The 1,580-nt window shown below is 30.6% G+C and carries 3 protein-coding genes; all 3 read right to left on the bottom strand.

The genetic code is table 11. From position 1 onward, the window contains the following. Nucleotides 1-186, bottom strand: a 186-nt coding sequence (locus tag ACLR9T_RS14640) for an ATP-binding cassette domain-containing protein (RefSeq protein ID WP_413110179.1), incomplete at its 3' end; no start/stop codon positions are given. Then, nucleotides 183-1,178: a FecCD family ABC transporter permease gene (locus tag ACLR9T_RS14645; RefSeq protein WP_413110180.1), complete on the bottom strand. Its 996-nt coding sequence runs from the start codon at nt 1,176-1,178 to the stop codon at nt 183-185. The genes ACLR9T_RS14640 and ACLR9T_RS14645, both read right to left, overlap by 4 nt. Before the next feature lies 1 nt (nt 1,179). Continuing rightward, nucleotides 1,180-1,580 (bottom strand): ABC transporter substrate-binding protein (locus ACLR9T_RS14650; protein ID WP_413110181.1); only part of this gene is annotated, 401 nt, incomplete at its 5' end.

A 1,580-nucleotide genomic window follows, 5' to 3' on the forward strand; every position in this document is an offset into this window, starting at 1 on the left:
ACAAAAAAGCACATCACCACTAGTTTTTAAAGAACCCATAATTCCCTTTAATAATCTCGATTTACCACATCCATTACGACCAATTAATCCAATCATATCTCCTTTATTCAAACTAAAAGAAACATTATCTACAATATTATCTGTATAAAATACCGAAAAATCTTTAATCCTTAATAACTCTTTCATTTAATACTTCCTCGTTGACGATACATCCAAAATAATAACATTGGTGAAGAAAAAAGAATCGTCAAAACACTTAATGGTAATTCTGCGCCAAAAACAAGTGATCTTGCAAGCATATCAGCAACTAACATAATTATCGCACCAACTAAACCACTAACAATATAAAAACAGCCTGTTCGCTTTTTTAAAAATAAATATGTAATATGTGGTGCAATCAACCCGACAAATGAAATTACCCCAGTAATTGCAATTACCGAAGCTATCAGCCATGTTGTAAGCAATAAAACAATAAATCTTTGCCCTCTAGCATTTAACCCTAAATATCGCGCATTTTCATCACCTAAAGATAAAATAACAATTCGTCGATGTGCTAAACAAAGCAAAATAAATGGAATTATTCCTAATAATAATGATAAAAGCGTTTTATCAAGAGTAATTGAAGCTAAACTACCCATTGTCCAAAACTCAATTGATGCAAGTTCTCCTAAAGGATCTGCCATATATTTAAGCATCATAATTCCAGCATCTGCTAAAGACGAAATAATGATTCCTGCCAAAATATAAGTAGAAAGTTGCTTTCCTCTAGTTGTTTTAACTAAAAATATAACTAAAAATAAACTCAACAGTCCAAAAATAAAAGCTCCTACCGTTTTTTCTAAAAGAGAGCCTGTTCCGATGACAATTGCTAAAGCTGCTCCTAAACTTGCTCCTGAAGCTACTCCAGTTAAATCAGGTGAAGCTAAAGGATTGCAAAATAGTACCTGATAAATACTACCAGCAAGTCCTAAAGCAACTCCTGCATATATTCCCATTACAGCTCGAGGAATCCGTAAGTTATAAAAAACATTACGCTGAATTGAAGAATCATTTTTACCTAATAAAATATTAATAATATCTTCAATTGATAAATCAAAACTACCAATCAATAATGAAATAATAAACAAAAATATGCAGACAATAATACTTAAAACTAAACTTATATTTTTATTTTTCATTTTATCTAGTAATTAAACTTTGATCCACTTCAAATCCATAAAATGTGTCATAAAAATCAACAACATCTTCTTTAAAATCATCAAATGAATATTTATCTTCATGTAAAATACTAGCTAACCACATTGAACCCAGTATTGCTGAAGGAACTGGTGAATCCCACTCTTCAATTCCCTTTGGCATTTGATAAACCGCATTATTTTTTATCGCAGTTAATGAAGATAATTGACTATCATTTAACACATCTTGAACACTATAAGATGCAGCTGGTGGAATAATAATAATATCTGGATTTAATTGTAAAAGTGTTTCATAAGAAACAGCTGTCCAATAATCACCTTCTATATCTTTAGCAACGTTTTTACCTCCGGCAATTTCTATCATTTTACTTTGATACATTGTCC

It is taken from the genome of Thomasclavelia sp. (genome assembly GCF_047249845.1).
In the GTDB taxonomy this organism is placed as follows: domain Bacteria; phylum Bacillota_I; class Bacilli_A; order Erysipelotrichales; family Coprobacillaceae; genus Thomasclavelia.

Coding starts and splice junctions, on each gene's coding strand:
- ACLR9T_RS14645 (WP_413110180.1), bottom strand. CDS start 1,178: ATGAAAAATAAAAATATAAGTTTAGTTTTAAGTATTATTGTCTGCATA.